The 23,000-nt window shown below is 65.2% G+C and carries 25 protein-coding genes; 5 read left to right on the top strand and 20 right to left on the bottom strand.

The window, feature by feature from the left end:
• Positions 1-41: 41 nt before the first annotated feature.
• Positions 42-692, bottom strand: a complete 651-nt coding sequence (locus E4V01_RS12455) for an acetyltransferase (RefSeq protein ID WP_060770226.1) — start codon at positions 690-692, stop codon at positions 42-44.
• 318 nt (positions 693-1,010) lie between these two features.
• Here E4V01_RS12455 and E4V01_RS12450 point away from each other — a divergent pair, with 318 nt between their 5' ends.
• Positions 1,011-2,159 carry an aromatic ring-hydroxylating dioxygenase subunit alpha gene (locus E4V01_RS12450; protein WP_135298549.1) on the top strand — a complete coding sequence of 383 codons (1,149 nt, stop codon included), beginning with the start codon at positions 1,011-1,013 and terminating at the stop codon, positions 2,157-2,159.
• Here the strand turns inward: E4V01_RS12450 and E4V01_RS12445 are convergent.
• The 5 genes from E4V01_RS12445 to E4V01_RS12425 form a co-directional block, all read right to left on the bottom strand.
• A complete protein-coding gene (locus E4V01_RS12445) occupies positions 2,088-2,849 on the bottom strand; it encodes an SDR family NAD(P)-dependent oxidoreductase (protein ID WP_060770224.1) in 762 nt (253 codons plus the stop codon). The genes E4V01_RS12450 and E4V01_RS12445 overlap by 72 nt on opposite strands.
• Positions 2,846-3,892: a 3-oxoacyl-ACP synthase III family protein gene (locus tag E4V01_RS12440; protein ID WP_135298548.1), complete on the bottom strand. Its 1,047-nt coding sequence runs from the start codon at positions 3,890-3,892 to the stop codon at positions 2,846-2,848. Before E4V01_RS12440 ends, E4V01_RS12445 begins: the two co-directional genes overlap by 4 nt.
• Positions 3,893-4,126, bottom strand: coding sequence for an acyl carrier protein (locus E4V01_RS12435; protein ID WP_135298547.1), 234 nt, complete (start codon positions 4,124-4,126; stop codon positions 3,893-3,895).
• Positions 4,127-4,145: 19 nt separating this feature from the next.
• Positions 4,146-5,186: a 3-oxoacyl-ACP synthase III family protein gene (locus E4V01_RS12430; RefSeq protein WP_135298546.1), complete on the bottom strand. Its 1,041-nt coding sequence runs from the start codon at positions 5,184-5,186 to the stop codon at positions 4,146-4,148.
• Positions 5,187-5,419: 233 nt separating this feature from the next.
• Entirely contained in the window at positions 5,420-6,451 is a 1,032-nt protein-coding gene (locus tag E4V01_RS12425; protein ID WP_135298545.1) for an ornithine cyclodeaminase, read from the bottom strand.
• A 130-nt stretch (positions 6,452-6,581) separates the two neighbouring features.
• Between E4V01_RS12425 and E4V01_RS12420 the strand changes: the two genes are divergently transcribed.
• Positions 6,582-7,007, top strand: coding sequence for an Lrp/AsnC family transcriptional regulator (locus tag E4V01_RS12420; RefSeq protein WP_060770221.1), 426 nt, complete (start codon positions 6,582-6,584; stop codon positions 7,005-7,007).
• Positions 7,008-7,173: 166 nt separating this feature from the next.
• Here the strand turns inward: E4V01_RS12420 and E4V01_RS12415 are convergent, their stop codons facing one another.
• From E4V01_RS12415 to E4V01_RS12405, 3 genes are all read right to left on the bottom strand, one after another.
• Positions 7,174-7,632: a type II toxin-antitoxin system RatA family toxin gene (locus E4V01_RS12415; protein ID WP_135298544.1), complete on the bottom strand. Its 459-nt coding sequence runs from the start codon at positions 7,630-7,632 to the stop codon at positions 7,174-7,176.
• A gap of 6 nt (positions 7,633-7,638) precedes the next feature.
• Positions 7,639-8,658, bottom strand: coding sequence for a lipoyl synthase (gene lipA / locus E4V01_RS12410; protein ID WP_003597435.1), 1,020 nt, complete (start codon positions 8,656-8,658; stop codon positions 7,639-7,641).
• A gap of 136 nt (positions 8,659-8,794) precedes the next feature.
• Positions 8,795-9,532, bottom strand: a complete 738-nt coding sequence (locus E4V01_RS12405) for a cell wall hydrolase (RefSeq protein ID WP_135298543.1) — start codon at positions 9,530-9,532, stop codon at positions 8,795-8,797.
• A 209-nt stretch (positions 9,533-9,741) separates the two neighbouring features.
• Between E4V01_RS12405 and E4V01_RS12400 the strand changes: the two genes are divergently transcribed.
• Positions 9,742-9,957: a hypothetical protein gene (locus E4V01_RS12400; protein ID WP_135298542.1), complete on the top strand. Its 216-nt coding sequence runs from the start codon at positions 9,742-9,744 to the stop codon at positions 9,955-9,957.
• Positions 9,958-9,978: 21 nt separating this feature from the next.
• Positions 9,979-11,325, top strand: coding sequence for a sorbosone dehydrogenase family protein (locus tag E4V01_RS12395; protein WP_135298541.1), 1,347 nt, complete (start codon positions 9,979-9,981; stop codon positions 11,323-11,325).
• A gap of 168 nt (positions 11,326-11,493) precedes the next feature.
• Here E4V01_RS12395 and E4V01_RS12390 read toward each other — a convergent pair whose 3' ends face one another.
• The 3 genes from E4V01_RS12390 to E4V01_RS26175 form a co-directional block, all read right to left on the bottom strand.
• Positions 11,494-12,132, bottom strand: coding sequence for a L,D-transpeptidase (locus E4V01_RS12390; RefSeq protein WP_245517533.1), 639 nt, complete (start codon positions 12,130-12,132; stop codon positions 11,494-11,496).
• Positions 12,133-12,219: 87 nt separating this feature from the next.
• Positions 12,220-12,480, bottom strand: a complete 261-nt coding sequence (locus tag E4V01_RS26180) for a hypothetical protein (RefSeq protein ID WP_135298539.1) — start codon at positions 12,478-12,480, stop codon at positions 12,220-12,222.
• A gap of 117 nt (positions 12,481-12,597) precedes the next feature.
• Positions 12,598-12,924, bottom strand: a complete 327-nt coding sequence (locus E4V01_RS26175; RefSeq protein ID WP_245517531.1) for a hypothetical protein — start codon at positions 12,922-12,924, stop codon at positions 12,598-12,600.
• A 477-nt stretch (positions 12,925-13,401) separates the two neighbouring features.
• On the opposite strand from E4V01_RS26175, the gene E4V01_RS12375 reads away from it, so the two are divergent.
• The gene (locus E4V01_RS12375; protein WP_135298537.1) at positions 13,402-13,914 is read left to right on the top strand and encodes a hypothetical protein; all 513 of its coding nucleotides are present in this window, start codon (positions 13,402-13,404) and stop codon (positions 13,912-13,914) included.
• 200 nt (positions 13,915-14,114) lie between these two features.
• Here E4V01_RS12375 and E4V01_RS25685 read toward each other — a convergent pair whose 3' ends face one another.
• The 8 genes from E4V01_RS25685 to eno all read right to left on the bottom strand — a co-directional run bounded on the left by E4V01_RS25685 (position 14,115) and on the right by eno (position 22,916).
• On the bottom strand, positions 14,115-14,267 hold the full coding sequence (locus E4V01_RS25685; protein WP_193763197.1) for a hypothetical protein: 153 nt from the start codon (positions 14,265-14,267) through the stop codon (positions 14,115-14,117).
• 343 nt (positions 14,268-14,610) lie between these two features.
• Positions 14,611-16,050, bottom strand: a complete 1,440-nt coding sequence (gene lpdA, locus E4V01_RS12370) for a dihydrolipoyl dehydrogenase (protein WP_135298536.1) — start codon at positions 16,048-16,050, stop codon at positions 14,611-14,613.
• A gap of 161 nt (positions 16,051-16,211) precedes the next feature.
• On the bottom strand, positions 16,212-17,609 hold the full coding sequence (locus E4V01_RS12365) for a pyruvate dehydrogenase complex dihydrolipoamide acetyltransferase (protein WP_135298535.1): 1,398 nt from the start codon (positions 17,607-17,609) through the stop codon (positions 16,212-16,214).
• A gap of 33 nt (positions 17,610-17,642) precedes the next feature.
• Positions 17,643-17,921, bottom strand: a complete 279-nt coding sequence (locus E4V01_RS12360; protein ID WP_135298534.1) for a DUF5076 domain-containing protein — start codon at positions 17,919-17,921, stop codon at positions 17,643-17,645.
• Between the two features lie 474 nt (positions 17,922-18,395).
• Entirely contained in the window at positions 18,396-19,844 is a 1,449-nt protein-coding gene (locus E4V01_RS12355; RefSeq protein ID WP_135298533.1) for a pyruvate dehydrogenase complex E1 component subunit beta, read from the bottom strand.
• A gap of 111 nt (positions 19,845-19,955) precedes the next feature.
• A complete protein-coding gene (gene pdhA, locus E4V01_RS12350) occupies positions 19,956-21,005 on the bottom strand; it encodes a pyruvate dehydrogenase (acetyl-transferring) E1 component subunit alpha (protein WP_060770208.1) in 1,050 nt (349 codons plus the stop codon).
• 175 nt (positions 21,006-21,180) lie between these two features.
• Positions 21,181-21,492, bottom strand: coding sequence for a septum formation initiator family protein (locus E4V01_RS12345; protein ID WP_060770207.1), 312 nt, complete (start codon positions 21,490-21,492; stop codon positions 21,181-21,183).
• Positions 21,493-21,626: 134 nt separating this feature from the next.
• The gene (gene eno / locus E4V01_RS12340; RefSeq protein ID WP_060770206.1) at positions 21,627-22,916 is read right to left on the bottom strand and encodes a phosphopyruvate hydratase; all 1,290 of its coding nucleotides are present in this window, start codon (positions 22,914-22,916) and stop codon (positions 21,627-21,629) included.
• Between the last annotated feature and the right edge of the window lie 84 nt (positions 22,917-23,000).

Raw genomic sequence — 23,000 nt, 5'->3', positions numbered from 1 at the left:
GCTCTGTCCGAAATTTTTGGATTTCGAATTCCCGCTGCCGCTCAGCTTTTTGGCTTCATCGAGAGCTGCTTGGCAGGAGCGGCGAACACCGTCATGTTCGGTTTAACCGAGCGGACCACGATCGAACCTGCCCCGATCGTCGCACCGTCGCCGATCGTCACCTTCGGCAAGAGACGTGCCCCCGAACCGATCAGGACATCCCTGCCAATCCGCACATAGCCCGTGACATCGACCATCGAACTCAGCGTCGTGAACTCGCCGCACACGCTGTCATGGCCAAAGCCCGAATAATTGTTCAGCGTCACGAAGCGCTCGATACGGGTGTCGGGCAGCGCCATGGTATAGGGGCACATGATGACGCCCTCAGCAATCGACGCCGTGCGCACGACGGTCGCGGTCGGATGGCGCAACGTCGCGAAACGGGCGCCACGCGACTGAAGCAACTCGACCACGCGGCGCTTCTTGGCAGGCGCGCCCAACGCGACCACGAACAGATCGCCCGGTGTCGGCGTGTAGTCCTGCAGGCTTGAAATTCGGGGTAGGTCATAGCCGGGCAATTGTTGGACTACGTCATCGATGTACCCGGCGAGGGGAGGCAACGTCCCTGCCGCGTGGCAGTCTCCTGCCCAGAAGTACACTTCCCGCCCGAATCCGCCGGCGCCGACCAGAATAAGGCGTTCCCGCGCTGCCATTTTGCCGACCCTTCTTTGCTTCTATGTGTTTTCCCCGATATTCGAGGTGTAAACATTCGCATGCTAAGCTATTTTGTTAGGTTGGCATTGCATTTCACCGCACGGACGGGTCTTGCCTCGGGTCGTCGACATAGGGCGACCTAGTGCGCTACTTTACATCAACTGATGGTCATCATAATCCTGTTCCGCTCCTCCTTCGCCGCCACGAACTTGAGTGGTGCGGGGAAAACGCCTTCGGCATGGTCGCCGCCTGACCTCGAAAGAGAGGCGAGAATGTCGAGAGAGTTGTGAGAAGGCTGGTTCGAGAACGAAACGCCAATGCTGCCTTGCGCAAATTACTACCGTCCCGAGATCCTCGGCGACGAACTGAACACTCTGTTCGATCCACTTTGGCAATTCGGAGCGCTGGCAGGAGAACTCGCCGCGGATCGCGATTTCGTCTGCGTCGATTACAAGAACACGGCGACCGTCCTGCAGAACTTCCGCGGCGAGATCCGGGCATTCGCCAATGTGTGCAGCCATCGGTTCAACCGCATCCAGCCGGGCGAGCGCGGCAACCGGCCGCTGATGTGTGCCTATCATGGCTGGAGCTTCGACAGCACCGGTTTCCCGCATGGCATGCCGCGCCGCGACGGATTCGCGCTCGATGATCGCGAGCGGTTATGCCTGACCCGTTACGAAATTGAGACGTGTGGGATTTTCGTATTTTTTCGTAAGCGGAGCGGCGGGCCGTCTCTGCGCGAGTATCTGGGTGCATTCTATCCACTGCTCGAGCAGATCGGTTCCTATTTCGGGCCGGAGATCGATACCGGAACGCTCATCCATGCAGCAAATTGGAAGCTGCTCGTCGAGAACGTTCTCGAATGCTACCATTGCTCCGTCGTCCATCAGGACACCTTTGTGAAAACGCTCGGGATTGGCCGGGCAGGCATCGAGCAGGAACGGTTCGACGGACCGCATTCCAGTAGCCACTTCCCGCGCACCGCGACGGCCGGAGAGGCCCGGCGACAGAAGGCGCTCGCCTACCTCGACACGCGCGCGTTCACCCACGACTCCTTTTTTCACATTCACATCTTTCCCAACCTGTTCATCTCATCGACGCAGGGTCTGTCTTTCTATGTCGGCCACGCTTTGCCTCTGTCGGCAACGGAAACCGGACTGCGCTTTCGGCTTTTCGAACCGAAGCTCGACCTGACCCGCGCGCAGCGAGCGGCACAGGATATGATCAATCAGTCGGGCAAAGCGCTGGGTCGCGCGGTGATCGACGAGGACCGCGCGATCCTGGAGAATGTTCAGCGGGGCGTCGAACTGTCGGAGAAGCCCGGTGTGATCGGTCGCGACGAGATCCGGATCGCCGCGTTCATGCGCGCCTACACACATCTCATCGGTGGCGGCTCACTTGGCGGTATACCCCCCGTCGACGACCATATTGCTGCCTGTGATCCAGCGCGAAGCATCGCTGAGTAGAAACATCGCAGCATGGGCGACATCGTCGGGTCGGCCGAAACCGAGCATGTGCAGCGCCTCGTAGTTCCGCACCATTTCGCTGCCGACGGATTCCGTGAAATCACGGTGCATCGCCGTCTCGATCCCGCCTGCAACGATTGAATTCACCCGGATGCGACGGTCGGCCATTTCCGACGCCAGCACGCGCACCATACCGTCCACCGCAGCCTTGGCAGCCGAATAGGCGCTCATGCCGGGGCGCCCGCGCATTGACGACACCGACGACATGAACACCAGAGATCCGCCATCCATCACGACGTCCTTCTTCGCAGCCGCCCGAGCGACTCCGAAAGCGCCGCGGACGCCCGCCGCGAAGACATCGTCGAGATGGCGGTTCTTGGTGGCCCGCGCCGGAAGGATCAGTGCCGTGCCCGCAGAATGGAAAATGCCGCAGAAACGACCGTGCTGCTTGGCGATCCCCTGAACGAGGTCCGCGGTTACCTCGGCGTCGCTCAGATCGGCGGAATGGCTGGAATGGCCGTTGCCAGCGAGCAAGGCAGCGATCGCGGCAAGGCGTTCGGTGTTGCGGCCGATCAGGGCCACCCGCGCTCCGGCCTCCGCCAGCCGCACCGCCGTATGCTGACCAATTCCCGATGAGGCTCCGGTGATCAGGAAGTGACGTCCCTCGAAGGCTTCGCGGGAGAAGATCACAGCGAAATCGTCTCGCAGCAGCGGAGCGGGCCGATCCGCATCGAGGCCGCTGCCCACGAGTAGCCGACCCCGAAGCCGAACAGGGCCACCTGGCAATCGCCTGTCATCAGCGCATCCGCCCGGTCGGTGGTCATGAGCAGCGGCAAGGTCGCGCTGCTGGTGTTGCCGTAGCGGTCGATGTTGATCGGCACCTTCTCCGGCGGCAGCTTCGCCTTCTTGGCGAGGTGTCGGATCATGAACGCGTTCGCCTGATGGAGGAGGAACATGTCGTAATCCTCGAACTCCTCGCCCGCCGCGGCCATGGTGTCCCTGATCAGCGACGGCACGGCCTTGAGCGTGAAGTTGAACACCTCACCGCCATCCATGAACAGCTTGTCGAGGGGATGGCCCTCCAATCGGCCGGTGGCCTCGCGTTTGCGGAAGGCACCCTGGGGGACGATGAGGTTGTCGGCCCCCTGGCCGTCGGTACCGAGAATGAACCAAGCAGGATCGGCGTCGGGAACGGTCGCTTCGATCGCGGTCACGGTTCCGGCATCGCCGAACAGAAGGGCGGTGCTGCGATCGTCGGGATCGTTCATGATACTGCTGGTGTCGCCGACGGCGAGGAGGATCCGCTTGGCCGCGCCGGTCTGGACCATCATCATCGCCATCCAGAGACCGTAGGGATAACCCGAGCAGCCCAGCGACACGTCGAAGGCGAGAATGCCCGTGCGTAGGCTGAGCCGATGCTGCAGCACGCAGGATGTCGCCGGCAGCCGGTAGTCCGGCGTCTGCGAGACGAAGATGATGCCGTCGACGCTCCCGCGTTCCCAGCCGAGACGGTCAAGCAAGCATTCGGCAGCGGCGGCGCACAAGTCGGAGGTCGTGGTGCCGTCCTCGACCCAATAGCGGGTCCTGACGCCGGTCATCTTGACCACCTCGTGGACCTTGTCGCCGAAACGATCGAGGAAGTCCTCGTTCTCGATTCGACGCGAGGGCAGACAGGAGACGACCCCGGCGATTCGGGATCCCGACGTGCGCGCGGTCTGCCCGCTCGAGGCCATCTACGCCTCGCTCTCGGTCGGGTGTGCTGCAATCAAGCGCTCGATGTCGCCGACTGTCTCGCACGCAGCGAGGGCCGTGGCGTTGACAGCCCTGTCATACTGCTCATCGATCAGGGCAATGGTGGAGACCACAGCCAGCGAGTCCCACGACGTATTTTCCAGGCGCAGGTCGGCCGTCATTTGGTCCGGCTCGACCTCGAGGATTTCAGCGAGTTCTTCGTAAAAGCCGCTCATTGTCATCCCTTCATGAAGCTCAGCAGACGATCGAAGCCCCGGCCCACGAGAGTCCGACGCCGAACCCGATCACGACGAGGCGGCGACCGAGTGCCATTTGCCCCTTATCCCGCAGGTTTGCCAGAACGAAGGGGATGGTCGACGACACGGTGTTACCGATGTCCTCGTAGTGGTGGGGCACCTTTTCGGCGGGGAGGCCCATCTTGCGCTGCAGCGCGTTCAACATAAGCTTGTTCGCTTGATGAAGGACGACGTGATCCACGTCCGCTTGGGCTAGGCCGCTTGCCTCCAGCAGGCGCGCAAAGGTGCGTGGCACCTCCCGCAAGGAAAAGCTCATCACATTGGCACCATTCATGTAGAGGTGTTCGCGCGAACGAACATTGCCGTGTGAATCCTCTCCTGCCAGACCGGTCTCCGGCCCCCGAGGTGTGCGAAAGCCACCCGCTTCGACGATCAGATCCTTGCCGCCCGCGCCATCGGTGCCGAACACAAAAGGGCCGATTACGGACTTGCTGCTCGCCGTGATCAGTGTTGCTGCGGAACCGTCACCGAACAAGGTGCGGACGCTCTTGTCGCCTTCATGGATGAACTTGGAATAGGTGTCGGCCGTCAGGAGAAGCACGTTGCGCGCTGCGCCCGCCGCGATCAGCCCGGTTGCCAAAGCGAGACCGTAGACGAAGCCGGAGCACCCGAGATTCACGTCGAGCGCGCCGACATGCCGACCCAAGCCGAGCCGGTCTTGGAGGAGGCAGGCCGTGGTTGGCAGCAGATAGTCGGGCGCCTGGGTGCAGAAAATGAGGAAATCGATATCCTCGCGCGCGCAATCGCCTGCCGCAAATAACTTCTCGGCGGCATGAAAGGCCAGGTCGCCTGCCGTCTCGTACTCCGCAGCCACACGACGTTCGCGGATGCCGGTCTTGTCGAGAATCTTCTCGGAGGACCAATCTGGATAAAGTTCGGCGAGATGTTCGTTCGTGAGGACACGCTCGGGGAGATGCGTCGCGATCGCGGCGATACGCGCGCCGACGGTCCGGCCTTCGGATTGAATGGCAGAAATCATCGGCCTACGACAAAAAGTGCACAGTCCTCATTCCGAGAATCTTTGGCCTGTCGGCATCATGGCGTCTTATTCTCTGGAGGCATCATACAGAACCACGTGGCTTGTGCCGAGCTTGTGCGTGGGTATTCGCCTTTCACAACCTGAGCCCCCGGTTTCTCCCGGAGGCTGATGGTGATGCGTCCTCGGTTTCGAAGAACGCGTCGCACGGGCCACCGACTCTCTGTACGAGCCAGTTACGCCGCTTGCTCGTACCCGATGCCCGGTGAAAAGACCGACCCGAACAGATCTTTCGGGTCCTCCGGCTCGGGGATAAGGTCGAGCCCCGGCCCGGGGCCGGCGATATCCTTCAGGCAGCACAAGGCCGAAAAGTCCTCCAGCGCAAAGCCGACCGAGTCGAACAGGGTGATCTCGTCGCAGCCGACGCGGCCCGGCGCGTCGCCGCGCAGCACGCGCCACAATTCGGTGACGGGATAATCCGCAGGCATCTGCTGGATCTCGCCCTCGATGCGCGATTGCGGTTCGTATTCCACGATCGTGCGGGCCCGGGCCACGATGTCCGGGTGCAACTCGGTCTTGCCGGGGCAGTCGCCGCCGATGGCGTTGAGATGCTGGCCCGGCTCCACGAGGCCGGGGGTGAGGATCGTGGCGCGGGTCTTATCGGCGGTCGCCGTAGTCACGATGTCGGCACCCGCCACCGCCTCACCGATGGAGTGGGCGCAGACGAGCCGCAACCCATGGCCGTCGAGGTTGGCCCGCGCCTTCGCCATCGCCGCCGGATCGACGTCGAACAGCCGAATCTCGCTGATGCCGAGTGCCATTTTGAAAGCGAGGGCCTGGAACTCGGCCTGCGCGCCGGTGCCGATCAGCGCCATGGAGCGGCTCTCGGGCCGTGCGAGAACGGACGCCGCGAGTGCTGAGGTCGCCGCCGTGCGCAGGGCCGTCAGCACGCTCATCTCGCAGATCAGCAGCGGATAACCCGTCGCCACGTCCGCGAGCATGCCGAAGGCGACGACAGTCTGCTTGCCCAGCCGTGTGTTGCCGGGATGACCGTTGACGAACTTGAATGTATAGAGCCGCGCATCCGCGATCGGCATCAGCTCGATCACCCCGCCGGCCGAGTGGCTCGCGAGACGCGGGGCGAGATCGAATTCGGGCCAGCGCAGGAAATCGGCGCGGAGTTCGTCGATGAGACGACGCAGGATCGGCTCCGGCCCCTCCCGGCGCAGCAGAGCCGCCATCTCACCACTGCCGATGTAGCGCGTCACGTCCGTCTCCCGAATCTTCCGTGGCGCAAGCATGGCTGAGACAAGCGGATAATCGACAGCGGGAGAATTGCTCGATCGGGACAGACAATCGTCCGATCTGCTAAGCTGAACTGCTCAAAGTGGAAAGACCATGCTCGACGCGACCGATCGTCAGCTCATCGCCCTGCTGCGAACCGAGGCGCGGATGCCGGTGGCCAAGCTCGCCGCGGCGCTCGGCGTCACGCGGGCGACGGTGCGGGCCCGGCTCGACCGTCTTGTGATGTCCGGAATCATCACCGGCTTCACCATCACGGTGCGGAACCCGGAGCCCGGGGGCTTGCGGGCGGTGACGCTGATCGAGGTGGATGGGCGCCATGCGGAGAGCGTGATCCGCCGCCTGTCCGGCCTGCCGGAGATCCGGGCGCTTCACACCACCAATGGCCGCTGGGATATCGTCGCCGAGATCGAGGTGCCGACGCTCGGCGATTTCGACGCGCTCCTGCGCACGATCCGTCAGTTCGACGGGATCGCCAATTCCGAGACCAGCATCCTGCTCGCGGCCCGGAAGGGTGGATGAGCCGGGGGCACAGATTGAAGTGCCCGATCACGCATCGTTCTCGGTCCGGCGACGAAGGCGCGGAGGGAATTCCGTCCGTGGCGCCTGCGTGTCTCTCACACAATTCCTGCCGCGCTGTCATCGCCAGAGCGAGATCGGTCAGGGACCGGGAGTTTTGTCAGTCACTCTAAGCCGGCACGCCGTAGATCGCGTTGGCGCGGGCCTCGAACGCATCGGTGAATTTGCGGAAGGCGCGGTCGAACATCGTGCCCATAAGGAGGCCGAGGGTCCGGCTCCTGAACTCGTAGGTGATGAAGAAATCGACCTCGCAGCCACCGCCCTCGGCATCGCGGAAGGACCAGCGGTTCTCCAGATGCCTGAACGGACCGTCGATATATTCGGCGACGATCTTGCGGTTCTCGCGGTCGAGACTCACGCGGGTGGTGAACCGCTCGCGGATCGCCTTGTAGCCGACACCCATCTCCGCGACCCGCACCGTCGAGCCGTTCGGCCCCTCCGCGTCGCGCAGCACCCGCAGCGATTCGCAGAGCGGCAGGAACTCGGGATAGCGCTCGATATCGGCGACGAGGTCATACATCTGCGTCGCCGTGTGACGCACTTTCCTCGTGATGCGGAAGGATGGCATTCGGGCTCAGGCGTTGACGGCGCGGATGCTGGCAGCCACCGGTGCGGGCCCGAGCTTGGCCAGACGAGCCGCCTTCAGCCGGGCGAAATCCTCGCCGGCGTGATGCGACGAGCGCGTGAGCGGCGTCGCCGAGACCAGCAGGAAGCCTTTGGCATAGGCCGTGGTCTCGTAGGCTTTGAACTCGTCCGGCGGCACGAAGCGCACGACCTCATGGTGCTTGCGGGTCGGTTGCAGATATTGGCCGATGGTGAGGAAGTCGACCTCTGCCGAACGCAGATCGTCCATGAGTTGCACGACTTCGTTCCGCTCCTCGCCGAGGCCGACCATAATGCCGGACTTGGTGAAGATCGTCGGATCGAGTTCCTTCACCCGCTGGAGCAGGCGCACCGAGTGGAAGTAGCGGGCACCGGGCCGCACGGTGACGTACTTGCCGGGCACGGTCTCCATATTGTGGTTGAACACGTCGGGCTTGGCCGCGACCACCACTTCGAGGGCGCCGGGCTTGCGCAGGAAGTCGGGCGTCAGGATCTCGACGGTGGTACCGGGGCTTGCCCGGCGGATCGCGGCGATCGTGCGCGAGAAATGCTCGGCGCCGCCATCCTTGAGGTCGTCACGATCGACCGAGGTGACGACGACATGGTGCAGTCCGAGCTTGGCCACCGCCTCGGCGACCTTCTCCGGCTCGGCCTCGTCAAGCGCCGCCGGCAGGCCCGTACGCACGTTGCAGAACGAGCAGGCGCGGGTGCAGGTGTCCCCCATGATCATGAAGGTGGCGTGCCGCTTTTCCCAGCACTCGCCGATATTGGGGCAGCCCGCCTCCTCGCAGACCGTGACGAGGTTGTTGGCGCGGACGATGTCCTTGGTCTCGGCCCAGAGCTTGGAGCCCGGCGCCTTCACCCGGATCCAGTCCGGCTTGCGCTGGATGGCGGTGTCCGGCCGGTGCGCCTTCTCGGGATGGCGCGGACGCGCGGGCGCATCCAGCTTGGGCCGGGTGTCTTTGTTCAGGAGATCGAGGACAACGGCCATGGCGATGCGGGGTGAGCCTCACGGGAGCCGGACCGGGCAACCCGGCCGCATCTCTGACTTAAGGCCTTGCGGTGGCTGCGCCTAGGGCGGGGGCGACAACCCGCCCCGGCCGTAACCCCGTCGCTGGACGGCTCCGCTACTGCTTGTCGCGGCCGGGGGCCGAGGCGTAGCGGGCTGGACCGGGGATGCGCAGCTCGGGTGCCGTCGGGGCGGTGTACTCGGCGGTCAACGTCGGCTGGACGCGACCGGTGAGCGGAAGCCCGATCATGCCCGAACTCGCGGCGGCGACTTGGAGCGGCATCAGGCGGCCGGTGGCCGTCTGCACCACGGCGCGGGGCTGGACCGCCGGGAGATAACCTTCGCGGTCGCTCTTCTCGTAGAAGACGTTGCCGCCGGCCGCGACGACGTAGTGCATGTTGTTGTACGGGAACTTGTAGCCTGCGGTGTGGAAGTGCAGCGCCGGCCCCACCCCGTCGTGGCGCTTGCCCGAGAGCAGTGCGTCGGCGACCCGCTCCAGCCGCGGCCGGTCCTGGTCACGGACGGGCTTCGTCAGCACGCCGTTGGCGAACTGCCGCTTCTGACCGACGACTTCGCAGATCCGGCCGGGATAGGCCGGCGCGTCCAGGCGGTTCATCACCACCGTGCCGACGGCGAGCAGTCCATCCTCGTCGCTGCGGTTCGATTCGAAGTACATCGCCCGGGCGAGGCATTCCTTGTCGGCAGGGGTCGGCGGCTGCACGACTTTGGCGTTCATTGCGATCGAGCCGGTGGTCAGCTCAGCCTGATGCGGAAACAGACCGCATCCCCCAAGACCCGAACCGGTCAGCGCTAGCCCGAAAAGGCAGAGGAGACGGAGGGTCCGGTCGGCTCGCATGCAGGCTCCTGAAGGCTAACGACGCTGGGTAATCAAGCTGGACCATTCTGCCCACAGGTGCAAAGAAACTGTTAAGCCTGGGCATCGAAACCGGGGTGGTGTGTCCTTTGGCACACGCTCACCTTCCCGTTCACCCGCGACCGACATTGAACGGAGTGGCGAGCACGGACGTTGACGACATTGGAGCAACGTCAGCGAAGGGCCGGGCCATGATGGAAACGCGTTCGGAAACGCCCGCCGCTTTCGAAGAGCGCATGCGCGAGGAGGCGGCCGCGGCCGGGCGTACCGCGTTGGAGGCCTCGCTCCAACGCTTCCCACAGGAGCAGCGCGACGCATTCTGGAACGCGATCGGGCTCTATTATACGAGCCGCCGCCATCCGGGTGCCGACGGGGCGGCCGTGCAACTGGCCGCCACGACCGCCTGATCGGGTATCGCGGAGTTTTCGATGCGCACCCCTGCCAAGGTCGGCCTTGCCGCACTCGCCGTCCTGCTGCTCGGTGGGGCGGCGTTCCTGCGTTTCGTCGTCTATCCGGAATCCGCCTCGCTCGACGTAGCGGCGAGCAGCGGGTCGAGTCCGGCCCTGCCGGCGCCGAACCCGACGCTGATGCCGACTGTCAACATTGCCCGCGTGGTGCGCTGGGCGGAGGGCGCCAAGCCGAAAGCTGCGGAGGGCCTGAGCGTCGCCGCCTTCGCCACCGGGCTCGACCATCCGCGCTGGCCTGTCGTGCTGCCCAACGGCGACGTGCTCGTCGCCGAGAGCCAGGCACCGAAATCGGGCGACCACTCGACCAGCGTCACCGATTGGGTGGCCGACAGGGTGAAAAGCCTCGCCGGAGCCGGCGGCGCGAGTCCGGACCGCATCGTGCTCCTGCGCGATCGGGACGGGGACGGCGTGGCCGAGGAGCGCCACGTCCTCCTCAAGGGGCTCACCTCACCCTTCGGTATGGCGCTTGTCGGCTCCGACCTCTACGTGGCCAACGCCGACGCGCTGGTCCGCGTGCCCTACGCGGAAGGGCAGACCGAGATCACGGCGGCCCCCGAAAAGGTCGTCGATCTGCCTGCCGGCATCAACCACCACTGGACCAAGAACGTGGTCGCGAGCCCGGACGGACGAAAGCTCTTCATCACCGTGGGCTCGAACAGCAATGTCGGCGAGAACGGCCTCGACATCGAGAAGGGCCGGGCCGCGATCTGGCAATACACGATCGCCACCAAGGCGATGCGCGAATACGCCACCGGCCTGCGCAACCCCAACGGTCTCGCCTTCGAGCCGGTGACCGGCGGCCTGTGGACCGCGGTGAACGAACGTGACGAGATCGGCAGCGATCTCGTGCCGGACTACATCACCCGCGCGAAGGAGGGCGCCTTCTATGGCTGGCCGTGGAGCTACTGGGGTCAGCACGTGGACGAACGGGTGCAGCCGCCGCGGCCGGAAAAGGTGAAGCAGGCGATCGCCCCCGACTACGCCGTCGGGACCCATACGGCCTCGCTGGGTATCGCTTTCGCAACGGGGTCGAGCCTGCCGGATGCCTGGAAGAGCGGCCTCTTCGTCGCTCAGCACGGTTCGTGGAACCGTCGGCCGAAGAGCGGCTATAAGGTGATCTACGTGCCCTTCAAGGATGGACAGCCATCCGGTGCCCCGGTTGACGTGCTGGCCGGCTTCCTCAACGCCGATGAAAAGGCCCAGGGGCGGCCCGTCGGCGTCGCGATCGACAAGGCCGGCGCGCTTCTCGTGACGGACGATGTCGGCAATGCGGTGTGGCGGGTAACCGGCGCGGCGGCGTCGAACTGATCGATGGCCGGGACTTTCCGGCCTGACCGACACGCGACGAGGATGGAATTCATTCTCTCGTCATCGCGAGGCGGGGTTAGGGCAACATCGACTGGCCGAGGATCGCCGACCTTACGCAATAGCCGGTGCCGGGCTCATTCGACGGTCGGGGGGTATGTTGCCTGACGCTCAATATAGATCGCCATACCCGACGCCCGAACCATAGCCGTCGTCGAACACATCCGGGTAGCGGCGGCGCACGGGCGCGCCGTACGTTTCATCCTCCCAGGTCCCTCCCCGGGAGCGCACGGCGACCACACCCTCGCCGCCGTCATAGCCGCGCCCGACCGAGCGCGCTCGGCCGGGGCGTTGGGCATCGGCGACCGGGGCATCGCCGACACTACCCTCGAGGACAACGCGGGTGTTGGCCATCTTCTGCTGCTTCACCAGGGTGAAGAGCGTCGCGGCGTTGCGTTGCGAGAGGCGGACGCAGCCATGCGAGGCGGCGCGGCCAAGACGGCGGGTGTGCGTGGTGCCGTGGATCGCGTGGCCGACCTGCGTAAAGAAAATCGCGTGCGGCATCGGTGCGTTGTCCCATTCGCGGGAGAAATGCGTCTTCTCCATGCGGAACGGGCGATGGCTGCCGTTCGGCGTATCGTGACCTGCGACCCCGGTCGAGACCGGCCACTCGTAGCGCGGTGAGCCATCGACCACCACGCTCATCCGCTGCGCATCCTTGTCGATGGCGATGAGAAGGTCGGCCCGCGCCGCCGGTGACGCGGCGACGAAGGCGAGCCCCGCAAGAATCGTGAGGAAAGACAGGCGCATATCGGTCATCCCGGACAACGTCCCTTCGAAGATGCGCCCCACCTCCCCCGCTTCAAGCGGTGCGTCTCACCGCCACGCCCCAAATCGCTACCAAAGTGGCCGTGTGTTACGGACAAAGCCACGCGAGATGAGACGGCTGTTCTCACGGTCTCGCCGCTCGGCCTCCATCAGGTCGGACAAGGCGTCGGTGATCGCGCAACGCAACGCGATGCCTGCATCGCCACCCGTGCTGCTGAGATAGGCCTGGGCAAGCTCCTCTACGGGGCAGGAGGCGGCCCTCTCCTCCCCGAGATCTGCTGCGGATGAGACCGTGCTTCGGCTCCGCTCGGCAATTTGAGGCTTAGGCATCATCCTTCTCCGACTCGGCACGAGAACGAAGATAGAACATATCGAAGTGGTGAGCGAGATCTTACCGAGGCTGACTCAGACTGTGGACAGCCCGGCACGGTGCACGTTCCCTTGCCGTCAGCGCAGACCGGAGCCGGAGAGCGGATCGAAATAGGCATCGGTCGGTCTGCGGGAGAAGCCTGCGCTACCGGCGATGCCGGCGCCTGCGGGCGCACCCCCTCCCCCGCCCGATCCGGCACTGGCGGCCACGTCGTCGAGGGGGCGGCGCCCGACGGCACTGGTCCCGCCGCCGGTCGAACGCAATCCGGAGCCGCCGACGGCCGTCGCCGCCGCGCCACCGAAGCTCAAACCTCCGGCATTGCCACCGGACGGTGTCGAGGCGCCGAGCCCCGAGACGCGGGAGGCGCCGCCGAAACTCAAGCCGCCGGGATTGGCGAGGGCCATCGTCGGACTCGGCGCCGCCACTGTCGCGACCGACGAAGTCGGGCCAAAGGGAAGGCCGGGTGCAGTGAAGCCGGAGGGCAATCCTGCGCTGCCGGATGTCTGGGCAAGAGCGGGCACGCTGCCAAGGCCGACCCCCGAGACCAAAAGGCCAACCCACACCGTGCGCATCATGGTCATGGTGGTTTCCCGCTTTCGCGCCGGCTTTCGTATGGATGTGCAACCTCAACGCCGCCCGGGTGCCCGGGTTTCCCCGTGGCGCCGCGCGTTGCGAGCCCTACGGAATCGACGCTGCCGGCCCACCGCACCCGGCGCGACGGCGAAGCGGGGGGCGTGGCAGGGACGCCGAGATGGCGCCGACGCGATCCTCGAGTGCCGACCGAGGCAACCTTCGCGGAACGGAGGTGTTGGCGTTCGAGCGTCGGCGCCTCGCGCTGGGCCGCTCATGTCGCAGGCAACCTGTAGGAACCGGGAGTAACCATGTCCGTATCGCGACGCCGTGAGGAGCGGCTGCTAGATGCCGGTGAGACCGAGTTGGTGAAGCGCTCGCATCACCCCGAGTTGGATGCGGAAGATGATAAGGCACTGCCCGATTTGATCCGCCTGCTCCGCGAACGGCGCGACCGCGCTCGCGATGTGTCTCGCCGCCAAAGGCGCGAGCTGCGTGGCAAGGCCGCCCCATCCGGAGCAAATCGGGCCTCCGACAACTCCGGCACCCGCGAGAAGGCGGCCTTGCTCGCCGCGGCCGTGAAGCGCGTCAGCAAGGAGCATGAGCGCCGCCGCAACGCCGATGCCCGCGGCCGGACGGTCTCCGGGGCCCGGCGTGCCCTCGCTCTGAAACGCGCGGCCGGAAACCCGGCCGACGGCCGACCGTCCTCGCGGACCGCAAACGAGGGCATGAATCCGGTCCCCAACGAGCGGAACGCCCCCTCGGGCGCGGTGAATCAGGAAGGTCAGGAGATCGCCATGCGCCGCGGCGGCGGCCCGCGCTGACGGAGAGCCGTATCCGACCTGATGACACCAAGCCAACGTCTCTCGGTCTTTGATTATGACGCGCATTCTTTCGACGAACCGGCAGCCATTTCGGCGGAATGCGCTCTCACCACACTGTCCGATCCATGCAAAAAGGGCGTGTCCGCCGAAGCGAACACGCCCTTTGCCGATCGAAGGGGCTCCGAAGTGCCTAGCGACGCCTATTCGTGCTCTTCCCGGAAGACGAGGTAGCTCAACGGCCCTGCACTCAAAAACAGAAGCAGAAGAGTGACGTAGAGGTGGACGCGCAGCGACGTCAGCGCAGCGTAGATAGCTCCGAGCCCGAGGCCGATCAGAAGAACTCGTAGGATCATGAAGGGGTGAGCTTCCGCATCAAGGGCGCACCAACGCTGGTATACGGCACGCCTCGACTCCAGAAGTTCAAACGAACAGATTCATCCGGCATCCTTACCGAATTCCACCGGGAAATTCTTTGCGCCGGCACGGCACGCCGCGGAGTCGAACGAGCGTGGAGGCGCGTGGAAAACAAAGTGGGCGCGCAGGGCCGGGGCAACGAGCCCGATCCTGCACACCCATCGACGTTTTTAGTTGTCCCTCACAATACTCCCGCCGCGCTGTCATCGCCAGAACGAGAACGGTCGGGGACCGGGGGCTTCGTGAGGCACTCCTAACTTCGCAGGGAGCGATCGCTCCGGGTCAGGTGTGGATCACGCGACCATACGCATCGAGCACGCTCTCGTGCATCATCTCGGAGAGCGTCGGATGCGGGAAGACCGTGTGCATCAGCTCTTCCTCGGTCGATTCCAGGGTCATCGCGACGACGTAGCCCTGGATCAGCTCGGTGACTTCGGCACCGATCATGTGGGCGCCGAGCAACTGTCCGGTCTTGGCGTCGAAGATCGTCTTGATGAGACCGTCCGGCTCGCCGAGCGCGATCGCCTTGCCGTTGCCCGCGAAGGGGAAGCGGCCGACCTTGATCGAGAGACCAAGCTCCTTCGCCTTCCCCTCGGTGACGCCGACGCTGGCGATCTGCGGATGGCAATAGGTGCAGCCCGGAATCTTGGCCTTGTCCATCGCATGGGTATGCAGGCCCTTGATGGTCTCGATGCAGATGACACCCTCGTGCTCGGCCTTATGGGCAAGCATCGGCGGGCCGGCCACATCGCCGATGGCGTAGACGCCCGGCACGTTGGTGCGTCCGAGCCCGTCGGTCACGACGACACCGCGCTCGATCTTCACCCCGACCTTCTCAAGACCCAGATTCTCGATATTGCCGACGACGCCGACGGCCGAGATCAACTTCTCTGCGGTGAGCTGCTGCGTCTTGCCCTTGTCGTCCTCGACCGTGGCGGTGACCGAGTCGGCGCCCTTCTCAACCTTCGTCACCTTGGCGCTGGTGAGGATCTTGATGCCCTGCTTCTCGAAACGCTTGCGGGCGAGACCGGCGATCTCCGCATCCTCCACCGGAAGGATCTGCGGCAACAGCTCGATGACCGTCACGTCGGCGCCCATCGTGCGGTAGAACGACGCGAACTCGATGCCGATCGCGCCGGAGCCCATCACCAGCAGGCTCTTGGGCATTTTCTCCGGGACCATCGCCTCGTAATAGGTCCAGATCTGCTTCTTGTCGGGCTCGATGCCGGGCAGTACGCGCGGGCGGGCGCCGGTCGCGACAATGATGTGCTTGGCCGCGTAGGTGCCCGCACCCTTGGCGCCCTTCGGCGGCTCGGCGCGCTTCGTCTCCTTGACCGTGACCTTACCCGGCTCGTTGCCCTTGGCCGCCGAGTCGATCGAGGCCTCGCCCCAGATCACATCGACCTTGTTCTTCTTGAGCAGCATGCCGACGCCGCCGTTGAGCCGGCCCGACACCCCGCGTGAGCGCTTGACGATCGCCGCCGCGTCGAAGCTGACCTCCTTGGCGGAGAGACCGTAATCGGAGGCGTGCTGCATGTAGTGGTAGATCTCGGCCGAGCGCAGCAGGGCCTTGGTGGGAATGCAGCCCCAGTTCAGGCAGATGCCGCCGAGATGCTCGCGGTCGATCACGGCGGTCTTGAAACCGAGCTGTGCCGAGCGGATTGCGGTCACGTAGCCGCCGGGCCCCGCGCCGATGATGAGGACGTCATAGGTTTCGGACATCAAGGCCTCCTGCTCCCCTCCCGCTTGTGGGGAGGGGGTGAGAATGAGGATCGGGCGGCTTGGCCGGCGGTGACGGACGGGATCACGAGAGCGGCCGGCTCGAGCCGATTCGCCTTCCCGCCCAGCTCCGCACCGTGGGCGAAGGTGCGCGTTGACGGCCCTTAGACGAGCATCCCCATCGGGTTCTCGATCAGCCCCTTGAAGGCCGCGATCAGCTCGGCGCCGAGCGCGCCGTCGAGGACGCGGTGGTCGCAGGAGAGGGTCGCCGTCATCACCTGGGCAACGGTCGGCTGCCCATCCTTCACGACGACGCGCTTCTCACCTGCGCCGACCGCGAGGATGCTCGATTGCGGGGGGTTGATCACCGCCGTGAAGTGCTTGATGCCGAACATGCCGAGGTTCGACACCGAGGTGACGCCGCCCTGGTACTCTTCCGGCTTCAGCTTCTTGGCGCGCGCGCGGCCTGCGAAATCCTTCATCTCATTGGAGATGGCGGAGAGCGTCTTCTGGTCGGCCTTGCGGATCACCGGGGTGAACAGGCCGCCATCGATCGCCACCGCGACGCCGACCTCGGCGTGCTTGAAGCGCAGGATACGGTCTTCCGCCCAGACGGCGTTGGCGGCGGGAACGCGGGTGAGCGCGAGGCCCATCGCCTTGATGACGAAGTCGTTGACCGAGAGCTTGAACAGCGGCTTGCCGTCCTTGTCCTTGCCGGCCGAGCCGTTGAGCGTCTCGCGCAGCTTCATCAGCGCATCGAGTTCGCAATCGACGGTGAGGTAGAAGTGCGGCGCGACCTGCATCGCCTCGGTGAGGCGCTTGGCGATGGTCTTGCGCATACCGTCGAGCGGCACTTCCTCGAAGCTGCCCTTCTCGTAGAAGCCCCTGACCTGATCGAGGCTGAGCCCGGCCGGTGCGCCGCCGGAGGCCGCCTTCGGCGCGGGTTTCTCGGGCGCGGGGGCGCTTTTGGCCTCGGGATTGGCCGCCGCACCGGCTTTCGCCGTGCCGCCTTCGATCGCCGCCTGCACGTCGCGCTGGATCACGCGGCCATGCGGACCCGAGCCCTTCACCGCCGAGAGATCGACGCCCTCCTGCTTGGCGATGCGGCGCGCGAGCGGCGAGGCGAAGACGCGGTCGCCGGAGCCTGCCGACTGCGCGGCGCCGCTCGGCTTGGCCCCTTCGGGCGCTTGATCGACGCGCGCGTAGGAGGCGTGGGCGCCGTCGGGCGCGGCGTTCTGGTCGGGCGTGCCCTTCGGCTCGACGGGGGCGGTCTTCGCCTCAGCGCCGCCCTTGGGGGCCTGGACACTGCCCGGATCCTCGCCCTCTTCGGCGATCAACGCGATCAGTTCATTGACCGGAACGTCGGCGGTGCCTTCGGCCACGAGGATCTTGGCGAGCACGCCCTCATCGACCGCCTCGACCTCCATGGTGGCCTTGTCGGTCTCGATCTCGGCGATGACGTCGCCGGACTTGATGGCGTCGCCCTCCTTCTTGAGCCACTTGGCGAGGTTGCCCTTCTCCATGGTCGGGGAGAGCGCGGGCATCAGGACGTTGATCGGCATCGTATCGTTCCCGAGCGGCCTTGAGAGGAAGGTTCAGTTGAGGGCGTTGTTGGGATCGAGGCTTTCCGCCTCCCACCCGGCACGGATGCGCTCGAAGGCTTCTTCCTCCGAGGTGTCCGTTTCCATCGCGTAGGCGCGGGCGGCCTGCCGCGCGAGGTCGATGAGCAGGCGGCCCCAGGTTGCTGGGTCGTCGAAGGCGCGCCGCAGCGCCACGCTCACGGCGCCATCGACGATCGAAGCGCGCACGATCTCGATCCCGCCCTGTTCCAGGGCGTCCGGCGGGATGTTGAGAGCTTCGAAATTGTCCGTCATTGGCCTACGGTCGCTTCTCACTCCAAAATGGTTGCGCATGTGAAGCCTACCGGCTGACGCGGCCCGCAACAGAGAACCCGCAACTTCTGCCGTGACGTTCCCAGTATCATGACTGCATAGTCGGGTGGCAGCCGTGGCTCGCCGCAACTGAGATTCCAAAAGCCGCTGCGGGTCCCAATCTCTGCATTGACAACATTCTGAATGCGGCAGGCATTCGGATTTGCGATGTGCACAGCTCGATCAAAAAGCTGAATCCTCCTACTGAGGGGCATCTTCAGAATCTCTGATACGGAGCTGACGAGCGGTTCGCGCTTCTGTTCGGTGCTTTTTAGATCGCTCGCGCAGGATGGTGATTCTTCCGCAGAAAAGGCCGAATTGCTGAGGTTGGCTAAACATCCCAAGACCAAAACCATACAGCTAAAGGCGCTTGATAGACGGCCGGCTATGCGTGTGTGACCATTGCCCATTACAGATCTACCTGTAGCACACGGCCTTGACCGCCTCGATGACGTCCGCCACGCTGGGCAGGGCGAGCTTCTCGAGATTGGCGGCGTAGGGCATCGGGACGTCCTTGCCGGTGACCCGCAGGACGGGCGCATCGAGATAGTCGAAGGCATCGACCATCAGGCGGGCGACGATCTCGGCGCCGACGCCCGATTGCGGGAAGCCCTCTTCCACGCAGACGCAGCGGCCGGTCTTCTTGACCGATTCGACCACCGTGGCACTGTCCATCGGGCGGATCGTGCGAAGATCGATCACCTCCGCCTCGATGCCTTCCTCGGCCAGCGCCTGGGCCGCCTTGAGCGCGTAGGTCATGCCGATCGAGAAGGAAACGATGGTGACGTCCTTGCCGGGGCGGTGGATGCGCGCCTTGCCGATCGGCAGGACGAAATCCTCGATCTCCGGCACCGGGAACGACTGGCCGTAGAGAATCTCATTCTCGAGGAAGATCACCGGGTTGGGGTCGCGGATCGCCGCCTTGAGCAGGCCCTTGGCGTCGGAGGCGGTGTAGGGCGCGATCACCTTGAGGCCCGGTACGTTCGAGTACCACGCGGCGTAGTCGTGGCTGTGCTGGGCACCGACGCGGGCAGCCGCGCCGTTGGGGCCGCGGAACACGATCGGGCAACCGAGCTGGCCGCCGGACATGTAGAGCGTCTTGGCCGCCGAGTTGATGATGTGATCGATCGCCTGCATGGCGAAGTTGAAGGTCATGAACTCGACGATGGGCTTGAGGCCCATAAAGGCCGCACCGACGCCGATGCCTGCAAAGCCGTGCTCGGTGATCGGGGTATCGACCACGCGGCGCGCGCCGAATTCCTGAAGCAAGCCTTGCGTGATCTTGTAGGCGCCCTGGTACTCGGCGACCTCCTCACCCATCACCAGGACCTTGTCGTCCTTGCGCATCTCCTCGGCCATGGCGTCGCGCAGGGCTTCGCGCACGGTCGTGGTCTTCATCGGCGAGTCGGCCGGGAACTCCTCCATCACCGGGTCCGGCGCCTTGTTGGTGATGATGGCGGGCGAGGCCGGAGCCTTCTGCGCGTCGTCACCGGTCTTGGCGGTGGCGGCCGAGGTGTCGGCCATGCCCTCGGCCTGCATATCGGGGGTCGGAGCGGGCGAACCGCCGGAGGCCCCGTCGGGCTTGCCCTTGCCGCCGCTCGCGGCCGCCGCTGCCACGTCCTCGCCCTCTTCGGCGATGATGGCGATCGGCGTGTTGACGGCGACGTTCTCGGTGCCGTCCGCAACGAGGATCTTGGCGAGGACACCCTCGTCGATCGCCTCGACCTCCATCGTCGCCTTATCGGTTTCGATCTCGGCCAGGATGTCGCCGGCCTTGACCGGATCGCCCTCCTTTTTCAGCCATTTGGCGAGCTTTCCCTCCTCCATGGTCGGAGAGAGGGCGGGCATCAGGATGTCGGTCGCCATATGCGCTGCTCTATCGATCCGGGTGCGTCGACGGTCGGGCGTGTATTTTTGTCGAAGGCGTCGCTTAGAGCCCCCGGGCCGAGACGGCTCGGGGGCGTGTCAGGGACACATTCAGGCGCGGGCTTCGAGAAGGATGTCGGTCCAGAGTTCCGACGGATCGGGCTCGGGATCGTGGGTCGCGAAATCCGCCGACTCGTTGACGACCTCGCGGACCTTGGCGTCGATGCTCTTCAGCTCCGCCTCGGGCACGCCGTGCGCCTCGAGCAGGCGCTTGCGCACCATCTCGATCGGATCGTGCTCGTCGCGCATCTTCGAGACCTCGTCCTTGGTCCGGTACTTGGCCGGATCGGACATCGAGTGGCCGCGATAGCGGTAGGTCTGCATCTCGAGGATGTAGGGGCCCTCGCCCGAACGGGCGTGGTTGATGGCACGCGAAGCGGCCTCGCGAACCGTCCGTACGTCCATGCCGTCCACCTGCTCGCCGGGGATGCCGAACGAGAGGCCGCGCTTGGAGAAGTCCGTCTGGGCGGAGGCGCGGGCCACCGACGTGCCCATGGCGTAGCGGTTGTTCTCGATCACGTAGACGACCGGCAGCTTCCAAAGAGCCGCCATGTTGAAGCTCTCGTAGACCTGGCCCTGGTTGGCCGCGCCGTCGCCCATATAGGTGAAGCTGACCTTGCCGTTCTTGAGATAGGCGTCGGCGAAGGCGAGGCCGGTGCCGAGCGCGACCTGCGCGCCGACGATGCCGTGGCCGCCGAAGAACTGCTTCTCGCGGCTGAACATGTGCATCGAGCCGCCCTTGCCGCGGGAATAGCCTCCGCGGCGTCCGGTCAACTCGGCCATCACGCCCTTGGGGTCCATGCCGCAGGCGAGCATGTGGCCGTGGTCGCGATAGCCGGTGATGTTCTGGTCCCCGTCCTCGCCGGCCATCTGCATGCCGACGACGACCGCTTCCTGGCCGATATAGAGGTGGCAGAAGCCGCCGATCAGGCCCATGCCGTAGAGCTGGCCCGCCTTCTCCTCGAAGCGACGGATACTCAGCATCTCACGGTAAGCGTGAAGGTCTTCGTCCTTCGTGAACTGCGGAATATTCGGTGCCGGCCGATGTTGCGGCGCGTCTGTTTCCGCCGCAGGTTTCCCCGCCTCGCTGCCCGCACCCATCGGTGTCCTCCCGCAATCGCGTTGTTGGAGAGGGTTCTAGGGCAGCGAATTACGGAAATCGAGTGGCGGGCTGACAGCCTTCAAATGCTGTTACCGTCACGGTTGTACCGGTGGATAAATCGCAAGGACAGTGAAAATGAATATTTATCGAGTTTAGTGTTGCTGAAATAAAAATTTATGGGCCGATGATGACGAGGTCATTGGCATGGACGCGGCCGAGCACGACCCGGGCCCGCTCTTCCAGAAGATCGCGGTCGATCTGTTCACTCCGGAGCAGGGAGACGCGGTGCTCCCAGGTCGCCCGCTCGGCCTTGGCGGCGTTCAACTCCTGCGTGAGCCCGTAGGCCTCGACCTTCAGGAGCCGTTTGGCTTCGAGGCCGCGGCTACCGCTCTCGGCCTGATGCACGAAGTAGCCCACGACGAGAGCCGAGACCGTCCAGAGGACGGCGGGAACGACGATGGCGCGGACGCGGCGACGAATGACCATGGCAGTCAGGAGCTTCGCCCGAACAAGGTGAAGAAAGCGTTTCCGCGCGGCGCGATCGCGCGCCCTTGGTCCCCAGATACGAAAACGCGCGGCCGCCCCTTCCGGCCTGCCGCGCGTCGATCCGTCAGGTGCGATCAGCGCCCGGCGAGCTGGCGGATCGCGCTGCGGCCGGCATAGAGTGCCTGGGCGCCGAGGCCCTCCTCGATGCGGATGAGCTGGTTGTACTTGGCCAGTCTGTCCGAACGGGCGAGCGAGCCGGTCTTGATCTGCCCGCAATTCGTCGCGACCGCGAGGTCGGCGATCGTCGAATCCTCGGTCTCGCCGGAGCGGTGCGACATCACCGCGGTGTAGCCGGCGCGCTGGGCCATATCGACGGCGGCCAGGGTCTCGGTGAGCGAGCCGATCTGGTTGACCTTCACGAGAATCGAGTTGCCGGTCCCCGTCTCGATGCCGCGGGCGAGACGCTCGACATTGGTGACGAACAGGTCGTCGCCGACGAGCTGCACGCGGCTGCCGATCCGGTCGGTGAGGAGCTTCCAGCCCTCCCAATCATCCTCGGACATGCCGTCCTCGATGGAGAGAATCGGATAGGCCTCGGTCAGCTTGGCGAGGTAATCGACCTGGGCTTCGATGGAGCGGGTCTGGCCCTCGCCCTCGTAGCGGTAGGCGCCGTCCTTGAAGAACTCGGTCGCGGCGCAGTCGAGCGCCAGCACCACGTCGCTGCCGGGCTTGAACCCGGCGGCATTGATCGATTCCATGACGAAATCGAGCGCGGCCTCGGCCGACGGCAGGTTCGGGGCGAAGCCGCCCTCGTCGCCGACATTCGTGTTGTGTCCGGCCTTCTTCAGGGCGCTCTTGAGGGTATGGAAAATCTCGGCGCCCATCCGCACCGCGTCGGAGAGCGAGGTGGCGCCGACGGGCATCACCATGAATTCCTGGAAGTCGATCGGGTTGTCGGCGTGGGCCCCGCCGTTGACGATGTTCATCATCGGCACCGGGAGCACCCGGCCCTGCACGCCGCCGACATAGCGGTAGAGCGGCAGGCCGGCGGTCTCGGCTGCCGCCTTGGCGACCGCGAGCGAGACCCCGAGGATGGCGTTGGCGCCGAGCCGCGCCTTGTTGGGGGTGCCGTCGAGCGCGATCATCGCCTCGTCGACGGCGACCTGATCCTCGGCATCCATGCCGCCGATCGCGTCGAGGATTTCGCTCTGTACCGCATCGATGGCCTTGAGCACGCCCTTGCCGTTGTAGCGGCTCTTGTCGCCGTCCCGCAGCTCGACCGCCTCGTGGGCGCCGGTGGAGGCGCCGGAGGGGACCGCGGCGCGACCGAAGGAGCCGTCCTCCAGAAGGACATCGACCTCGACGGTGGGGTTGCCACGGCTGTCGAGAATTTCGCGGGCGGCGATATTGGTGATCGCGGTCATGAGCGCTCCTTGGCGGCGCGTCGCGGCGGGGTCGTCTCGCGGATGCCGTTCGAGGCCCGCGCGTCCTGCGACGCTCTGCGTTGC

This window comes from Methylorubrum sp. Q1 (genome assembly GCF_004683995.1).
Taxonomy (GTDB): Bacteria; Pseudomonadota; Alphaproteobacteria; order Rhizobiales; family Beijerinckiaceae; genus Methylobacterium.
This window is presented reverse-complemented; position numbering and strand designations above follow the sequence as displayed.

Excerpts from the sequence above, each read along its gene's own strand:
- E4V01_RS12455 (WP_060770226.1), bottom strand. The coding sequence starts at position 692 with ATGGCAGCGCGGGAACGCCTTATTCTGGTCGGCGCCGGCGGATTCGGG.
- E4V01_RS12450 (WP_135298549.1), top strand. The coding sequence starts at position 1,011 with ATGCTGCCTTGCGCAAATTACTACCGTCCCGAGATCCTCGGCGACGAA.
- E4V01_RS12440 (WP_135298548.1), bottom strand. The coding sequence starts at position 3,892 with ATGGCCTCGAGCGGGCAGACCGCGCGCACGTCGGGATCCCGAATCGCC.
- E4V01_RS12435 (WP_135298547.1), bottom strand. The coding sequence starts at position 4,126 with ATGAGCGGCTTTTACGAAGAACTCGCTGAAATCCTCGAGGTCGAGCCG.
- E4V01_RS12430 (WP_135298546.1), bottom strand. The coding sequence starts at position 5,186 with ATGATTTCTGCCATTCAATCCGAAGGCCGGACCGTCGGCGCGCGTATC.
- E4V01_RS12420 (WP_060770221.1), top strand. The coding sequence starts at position 6,582 with ATGCTCGACGCGACCGATCGTCAGCTCATCGCCCTGCTGCGAACCGAG.
- E4V01_RS12415 (WP_135298544.1), bottom strand. The coding sequence starts at position 7,632 with ATGCCATCCTTCCGCATCACGAGGAAAGTGCGTCACACGGCGACGCAG.
- lipA (WP_003597435.1), bottom strand. The coding sequence starts at position 8,658 with ATGGCCGTTGTCCTCGATCTCCTGAACAAAGACACCCGGCCCAAGCTG.
- E4V01_RS12405 (WP_135298543.1), bottom strand. The coding sequence starts at position 9,532 with ATGCGAGCCGACCGGACCCTCCGTCTCCTCTGCCTTTTCGGGCTAGCG.
- E4V01_RS12400 (WP_135298542.1), top strand. The coding sequence starts at position 9,742 with ATGATGGAAACGCGTTCGGAAACGCCCGCCGCTTTCGAAGAGCGCATG.
- E4V01_RS12395 (WP_135298541.1), top strand. The coding sequence starts at position 9,979 with ATGCGCACCCCTGCCAAGGTCGGCCTTGCCGCACTCGCCGTCCTGCTG.
- E4V01_RS12390 (WP_245517533.1), bottom strand. The coding sequence starts at position 12,132 with ATGCGCCTGTCTTTCCTCACGATTCTTGCGGGGCTCGCCTTCGTCGCC.
- E4V01_RS26180 (WP_135298539.1), bottom strand. The coding sequence starts at position 12,480 with ATGCCTAAGCCTCAAATTGCCGAGCGGAGCCGAAGCACGGTCTCATCC.
- E4V01_RS26175 (WP_245517531.1), bottom strand. The coding sequence starts at position 12,924 with ATGGCCCTCGCCAATCCCGGCGGCTTGAGTTTCGGCGGCGCCTCCCGC.
- E4V01_RS12375 (WP_135298537.1), top strand. The coding sequence starts at position 13,402 with ATGTCCGTATCGCGACGCCGTGAGGAGCGGCTGCTAGATGCCGGTGAG.
- E4V01_RS25685 (WP_193763197.1), bottom strand. The coding sequence starts at position 14,267 with ATGATCCTACGAGTTCTTCTGATCGGCCTCGGGCTCGGAGCTATCTAC.
- lpdA (WP_135298536.1), bottom strand. The coding sequence starts at position 16,050 with ATGTCCGAAACCTATGACGTCCTCATCATCGGCGCGGGGCCCGGCGGC.
- E4V01_RS12365 (WP_135298535.1), bottom strand. The coding sequence starts at position 17,609 with ATGCCGATCAACGTCCTGATGCCCGCGCTCTCCCCGACCATGGAGAAG.
- E4V01_RS12360 (WP_135298534.1), bottom strand. The coding sequence starts at position 17,921 with ATGACGGACAATTTCGAAGCTCTCAACATCCCGCCGGACGCCCTGGAA.
- E4V01_RS12355 (WP_135298533.1), bottom strand. The coding sequence starts at position 19,844 with ATGGCGACCGACATCCTGATGCCCGCCCTCTCTCCGACCATGGAGGAG.
- pdhA (WP_060770208.1), bottom strand. The coding sequence starts at position 21,005 with ATGGGTGCGGGCAGCGAGGCGGGGAAACCTGCGGCGGAAACAGACGCG.
- E4V01_RS12345 (WP_060770207.1), bottom strand. The coding sequence starts at position 21,492 with ATGGTCATTCGTCGCCGCGTCCGCGCCATCGTCGTTCCCGCCGTCCTC.
- eno (WP_060770206.1), bottom strand. The coding sequence starts at position 22,916 with ATGACCGCGATCACCAATATCGCCGCCCGCGAAATTCTCGACAGCCGT.